The sequence below is a fragment of the Winogradskyella sp. genome (genome assembly GCF_016744625.1).
GTDB lineage: Bacteria > Bacteroidota > Bacteroidia > Flavobacteriales > Flavobacteriaceae > Winogradskyella.
Genome location: NZ_JADGDZ010000133.1, coordinates 1 through 6,820, shown reverse-complemented (window position 1 = coordinate 6,820; position 6,820 = coordinate 1). Strand labels below are relative to the sequence as shown.

Genomic DNA, 6,820 nt, shown 5'->3' with positions numbered 1-6,820 from the left:
GACAGAGCAATAGAAATACCATCATAAGTACTAGTTCCTCTTCCTATTTCATCTAAAAGCACTAAACTCCTATCTGAAATATTATTAAGAATAGAAGCCGTTTCATTCATCTCTACCATAAAAGTAGATTCTCCCATTGAGATATTATCACTTGCTCCAACTCTAGTAAATATTTTATCTACTAAACCTATTCTCGCCTCACCTGCAGGTACAAAACTTCCAATCTGTGCTAATAATACAATTAAAGCTGTTTGTCTTAGAATAGCAGATTTACCAGACATATTTGGACCAGTAATCATAATTATTTGCTGTGATTCCCTATCCAAATAAAGATCATTTGCAATGTATGGTTCACCTAACGGTAATTGTTTTTCTATTACAGGATGACGACCATCCTTAATTTCTAAATCAAAGCTATCATCAATTTTTGGATAGGTATATTTATTTGTTTTTGCTAAACTCGCAAAACCGCATAGACAATCTAATTGTCCAATAAGCTGCGCATTTTGCTGAACAGAAATAATAAATTGATGCATCCATTGCACCAATTCTGCAAATAGTTTTTGCTCTATAGCGAGTATTCGTTCTTCTGCACCAAGAATTTTAGCTTCGTATTCTTTAAGTTCCTCTGTGATATAACGCTCTGCATTAACTAATGTTTGTTTACGTATCCACTCCTCTGGCACTTTATCTTTATGAGAATTTCTTACTTCAATATAATATCCAAAAACGTTGTTTGAGGCTATCTTTAAAGAGGTGATGCCTGTGCGTTCACTTTCGCGCTTTAGCATATTATCTAAATAAGTCTTACCAGATTGAGATAAACCTCTTAACTCATCTAATTCTGCAGAAAACCCTTCAGCTATTGTACTTCCTTTTAAAACATTAACAGGAGCTTCCTCGTTTAAGGTTTCTTTAATTTTATTACGTAATAAATCGCAACGATGTAAATTATCTCCTAAGATTTTTAAAGCTTCATTATCACAAGTTTCAGCAATTGACTTTATTGGCACAATAGCTTCTAAAGAGTTTTTTAGCTGAATCACTTCTCGTGGACTCACCTTAGTCGTTGCAATTTTAGAAATGAGACGCTCAATATCTCCTATATGTTTTATCTGCCCTTGTATCTTTTGAAGCACAGATTCATTTTCCAACAAATACTTAACAACCTCATGACGTTGTTTTATTTTCTCAGCATCTTTAAGCGGCAATGCTAACCAACGTTTTAGCATACGACCTCCCATTGCAGAAATAGTCTTATCAATAACATTGATTAAAGTAACTGCATTTGCATTGGTAGAATTGTAAAGTTCTAAATTTCTGATGGTGAATTTATCCATCCACACATAATCGTTCGTGGCAATTCTAGAAATTGTTGCGATATGCTCTAACTTATTATGTCGTGTTTCACTTAAATAATGAAGCACAACACCAGAAGCAATAATACCTTCATATAAATCCTCAATACCAAACCCTTTTAATGTTTTTGTATTAAAATGCTTAATTAGAGTCTCATTTGCATAATCTGCCTGAAATACCCAATCTTCTAAATAAAACGTATGAAAATCATTCCCGAAGGTTTCAGAAAACAACTTCCGGCTTTGTTTAGAAATTAAAACTTCACTTGGACTAAAATTTTGAAGTAACTTATCTATATATTCTGCATCTCCTTGAGAAGTTAGAAACTCACCTGTAGAAATATCTAAAAACGAAACACCAATGCGCTGTTTTTCAAAATAAACAGCTGCTAAGAAATTATTAGACTTAGAATGTAATATATCATCATTAAAGGCAACACCAGGTGTTACAAGCTCTGTAACTCCTCGCTTTACAATAGTCTTAGTTTGTTTCGGATCTTCTAGTTGGTCGCAAATTGCAACACGTTCACCTGCTCTAACTAATTTGGGCAAATACGTATTTAGAGAATGATGCGGAAAACCAGCTAATTCTATTTCACTCTCACTACCAGCACCACGTTTGGTTAAGATAATATCTAGAATTTTTGAAGCCTTTACAGCATCACTACCAAAGGTTTCGTAGAAATCTCCAACTCTAAACAATAGCAAAGCATCAGGATATTTAACCTTGATGGCATTGTACTGCTTCATTAATGGTGTTACTTTTTTTGCCTTTTTTGCCAATGGTAATCTAAGTTTTAAATTCTATTTTTGTAGAAATTGTAAGAATGCTAATTTACTTATATTTTGAGGTTTATTGAAACCTAAAAACTATAAGTTATCTACAGTTGTTGATAAATATGAGAAAACTAAAAAACGAAGAATTAGACCGATTAGAAGTTTCAGAATTTAAAAAAGCTGAAAAGACTCCAATCATAATAATTTTAGATAATATTAGAAGTTTAAACAACATTGGCTCTGTCTTTAGAACTAGTGATGCTTTTTTAATTGAAAAAATTTACCTCTGTGGCATTACAGCTCAACCTCCTCATAACGATATTAGAAAAACGGCCTTGGGAAGCACAGAAACTGTTGATTGGGAATATGCAGAAGATACTTTTGAGTTAGTTGAAAAGCTGAAAGTTAAAAGCGTAAAAGTTATTAGCATAGAACAGGCAGAAAACGCAACAATGCTCAACGATTTTAAACCTCAACCAAATAACAAATATGCTTTTGTTTTTGGTAACGAAGTTAAAGGCGTAGCACAAAATGTTGTTGATGCTAGTGATGTTGTGATTGAGATTCCACAATACGGCACAAAACATTCTTTAAATATCTCTGTGTGTTGTGGAGTTGTTGTTTGGGATGTGTTTTCAAAATTAGAAGAAAAAAAATAGACACTAAATATTGAGCATACACCTCAAGCTTTCTCATTCTGAACTTGATTCAGAATCTAATTTCTAAAGAAACCATATCACCCAAAATCTATATACGTGACTAAAAAATCAAAGACACCATGGCCAACAAAAGACGCCATGAATCAAGTTTACGAAATGAAACTTTGGGGCGGAAAAGATTTTGACTTTTATTCAGGCGTAGGTTCTCATAACCCAAAAATTATTAAACCATATTTAGATAGTCTTATTTCTTTTTTAAGCTCACACAATAGTACTCTAGCAGTTTGTGATTTGGGCTGTGGAGATTTTAACATTGGAAAACAACTCACCAATTTCACTAAAAAATATATTGCTGTAGATATTGTTAAAAATCTTATTGAAAGAAACAACACACTTTTTAAAGAAGACAATTTAGAGTTCCATTGTTTAGACATAGCTAAAGACGAGCTTCCAAAAGCTGATTGTATTATTTTGAGACAAGTATTGCAGCATTTGTCTAATGCTGAGATTCAAAAAATCATAAAAAAACTAACGAATTACCAATACGTCATTCTTACAGAACATGTGCCTACAGTAAGTTTTACACCAAATAAAGATATTATATCAGGACAAGGGATTAGGTTAAAACAAAACAGTGGAGTTGATTTATTAGTAGCTCCATTCAACCTCAATATAAAAGAAGAAAAAGTTCTGAATAAAATTGTTTTAGAAAATAACAAAGGGATAATAACAACTAAGCTTTATAAGCTATAATAATCATTACAGAGAAAAACAAAATGAGATCCTGAATCAAGTCCAGGATGACAACATCGACTAACTATTTACTGCTAGCTGAAGTCTCATTAATCTCATCTAACAACCACAAATAATCGTCACGATTCTTAACGAAGTCCTTATCAGAAATATCAATAATCTTAACATTCATTTCTGGTTGACTTTTTAAGAATTCGAGGTAACCAGCATTAATTTTTTCTAGATAATCGTCTTTAATGTCTTTCTCGTAGTTACGTCCTCGCTTTTTAATATTTGCTTGTAAACGTTCTGTGTTCTGGTATAAGTAAACATACAAGTCTGGTTTTGCAATATCTTTATATACTTGGTAAAATAGCTTTCGATATAACCTAAACTCATCCTCAGGTAAGGTAATCTTAGAAAAAATCAAAGACTTGTAGACATCATAATCACTCACCATAAAATCCTTAAACAAATCTAATTGTGATAAATCATCAGAAATTTGCTGATAGCGATCAGCTAGAAAAGACATTTCTAAAGTAAAGGCGTAACGTTCTGGTTCTTTATAGAATTTTGGTAGAAATGGGTTGTCTGCGAATCGCTCTAGAATTAACTTGGCATTAAAATCGTGCGCAATCTTATTAGCTAAACTTGTTTTACCAGCACCAATATTACCTTCAATAGCAATATAATTATAGTCTCCAAAAGTGAATGTTTTTTTGGGATTCTTTAGCCAAATTTTAATAGACTCAATAATCGGTTCATCATCACACTCCTCTAACAAAACAGCAGCATTTTTTTTAAAAACAGGATGTTCAATATCTTTTGCGATATCTAAAAGCGGTTGCAAGACAAACTTGCGTTTATGCATTTCGGGATGCGGAACAACTAAACTTTTTTCATTAATGATTTCGTCATCATAAAACAGAATATCTAAATCTATCTCGCGAGACTCATAACCACTCGTTGTTTTTGTCGTTCTTCCAAGTTTAGACTCTATGACTTGAAGTTCTTTAAGCACCTTCTTAGCTTTCAACTCAGTCTCCACCTTAATACAAGCGTTATAAAAGTCATCACCTACAAAGCCTATCGCAGGTGTGGTATAGATTTTAGAAATCTTGCAGACTGCTCCTATTCTTTCAAAAACAGCATTAACAGCAGATTGCAAATACTCCAATTTGTTGCCTTTATTGCTTCCTAATGCTATATAAACGGTTTTGGCTGATTTCATAGATTTGTACACAGTCTAAAAAGCTCAAATATTAAAACTGTCACATTGAGCATAGTCGAAATGTTTGATAAGTGTGATTTTAATTTTCTCGACTATGCTCGAAATGACAGAAAATTTAGCTTTTCTAATGCCTAGTTAGCAAAATAACTAAAAGAATAATTAATACTTTATCTTTACAACAACTATTTATTGACAATTTTCAATGCCATTAAAAGACAAGCTTTTAGCTCAACGTATTTACCTATTATTAGGTGGTCTTTTTATGACGTCTTTAGTGGTTTCTAATCTTATTTTTCAAAAATTTTTTTATTGGTATCCATTCGATGTTGAAATTTTCGGGTCTAAATTATTTGAAATTTCAGTAGGCATTTTACCTTATCCTATTACATTTCTCATTACTGATTTAATTAGTGAAATCTATGGAAAAAAGAGAGCTAATGATGTTGTAGTTGTTGGGATTTTCGCTTCACTATTTTCACTACTAATTATTTATACTGCTTCAATTGTTCCTGCAACATCTTGGTCTCCTGTTGATGATTCTTTATTTGATACCGTTTTTGGTAATTCTACGATTGCAGTATTTGCAAGTATGCTTACCTACTTATTTGCTCAATTTGTAGATATTCAGATTTATCATTTCTGGAAACGTAGAACAAAAGGCAAACATCTTTGGTTACGTAATAATTTTTCAACCTGGTTTTCGCAATTTATAGACACTTTTACAATTGTGTTTTTACTTTGCTCTTTTGGCATTATTGATTGGGCAAACTTTAAAGGCCTACTCATTAGCGGATTTCTATTTAAAGTCTTAATCGCAGCATTAGATACTCCTTTTTTATATCTTGGTGTTTATCTTTTTAGACAGCGATTCAAACTAAAAGTGAATGAAGAAATTGACCTTCTTTAAGTATTATTAAATCATTAAAATCTTGCTAAAGTTTCTTAATAGCACAACTATTCTGCTCACCTTTGCGTATAATCTATAGAAGCTATTCTAAAAATGACATCACTCTTATGAAAAAAACTTTCAAAATTATTGGAATCATCTTACTCATATTCATTGCAATCTTAATTGCAATTCCTTTTGTTTTAGAATCTAAAATAGATACCATCGTTCAGAATTACGCAGATGAAAACTTGGATGCTGATTTGAGTTTTGATGATATTAGTCTTAGTTTAATTAGTAGTTTCCCAAAAGCAGAAATCAGCGTAGATAATTTAAAAATTACTAATAGATTGCCTTTTGAAGGAGAAACTTTAGCCACGGCAAAGTCTCTATCTTTTGAAATGCCTCTTGGCGAATTACTTAAAGGAACTGAGGAACCACTTATAATTAATGAAATTATTGCAGATGAAATGCTCTTAACGCTTAAGACTAATAAAAATGGTTCTGTAAATTATGATATTGTAAAAGCAAGCGAAAATCAAAGCGAGGTATCTGAGTCTAAATCGAGTGGTTTTAGTTTTGATATTGAAAACTACGAATTAAACAATAGTGCGTTTACCTATATAGATGAAGGCGCTAATACGAAACTATACGCTACAGAAATCAACCATAACGGTAAAGGTGTTTTTTCTGACGAGCTTTCAGAATTAAAAACTACTACTGAAGCCAGAGTTTCTATGTCTATTGATAGTACAGAATATTTAAGCAATAATATTGTAAAATTAGATGCACTTATCGATTTAGATTTAGAACAAAAAAAATACACGTTTAAAGAAAATAAGGGCTTTATAAATGCTTTGCCTTTAGAGTTTGAAGGCTTTGTTCAAATGGTTGAAGCTGGTCAGCAAATTGATATCAGTTTTAAGAATCCTGAATCTTCTTTTAAAGACTTTTTAGCAGTAATTCCTAAAGTATATGCTAAGAATATAGAGAATGTAAATACAACTGGAAATTTCTCAGTCAATGGTATTATTAAAGGTTTAGTGTCAGAGGAAACCATTCCGACGTTAGATATTAATATGCGTTCTGATAATGCGTCTTTTAAATATCCTGATTTACCTAAAAGTGTTGATAACATAATGATTAATGCTTCGGTTAAAAACACAACAGGTAATAT

The 6,820-nt window shown here is 31.9% G+C and carries 5 protein-coding genes and 1 pseudogene; 4 read left to right on the top strand and 2 right to left on the bottom strand.

Translation table 11 applies throughout. The features are described 5' to 3' along the window. Positions 1-2,141: DNA mismatch repair protein MutS (mutS, locus tag QZZ53_RS16520; protein WP_296386747.1), on the bottom strand; the 2,141-nt coding region annotated here is incomplete at its 3' end. 116 nt (positions 2,142-2,257) lie between these two features. Here mutS and QZZ53_RS16515 point away from each other — a divergent pair. Both QZZ53_RS16515 and QZZ53_RS16510 read left to right on the top strand, forming a co-directional pair. Next, entirely contained in the window at positions 2,258-2,794 is a 537-nt protein-coding gene (locus tag QZZ53_RS16515) for an RNA methyltransferase (RefSeq protein ID WP_296386745.1), read from the top strand. Positions 2,795-2,890: 96 nt separating this feature from the next. Continuing rightward, on the top strand, positions 2,891-3,547 hold the full coding sequence (locus QZZ53_RS16510; protein WP_296386743.1) for a class I SAM-dependent methyltransferase: 657 nt from the start codon (positions 2,891-2,893) through the stop codon (positions 3,545-3,547). 64 nt (positions 3,548-3,611) lie between these two features. Here the strand turns inward: QZZ53_RS16510 and folK are convergent, their stop codons facing one another. Next, on the bottom strand, positions 3,612-4,757 hold the full coding sequence (gene folK / locus QZZ53_RS16505) for a 2-amino-4-hydroxy-6-hydroxymethyldihydropteridine diphosphokinase (RefSeq protein WP_296386741.1): 1,146 nt from the start codon (positions 4,755-4,757) through the stop codon (positions 3,612-3,614). 202 nt (positions 4,758-4,959) lie between these two features. On the opposite strand from folK, the gene QZZ53_RS16500 reads away from it, so the two are divergent. Next, positions 4,960-5,664 (top strand): queuosine precursor transporter, encoded by a 705-nt coding sequence (locus QZZ53_RS16500; RefSeq protein ID WP_296386739.1) that lies wholly within the window; start codon positions 4,960-4,962, stop codon positions 5,662-5,664. Between the two features lie 107 nt (positions 5,665-5,771). Then, a pseudogene (locus QZZ53_RS16495) lies at positions 5,772-6,820 on the top strand (AsmA family protein); the annotation flags it as partial.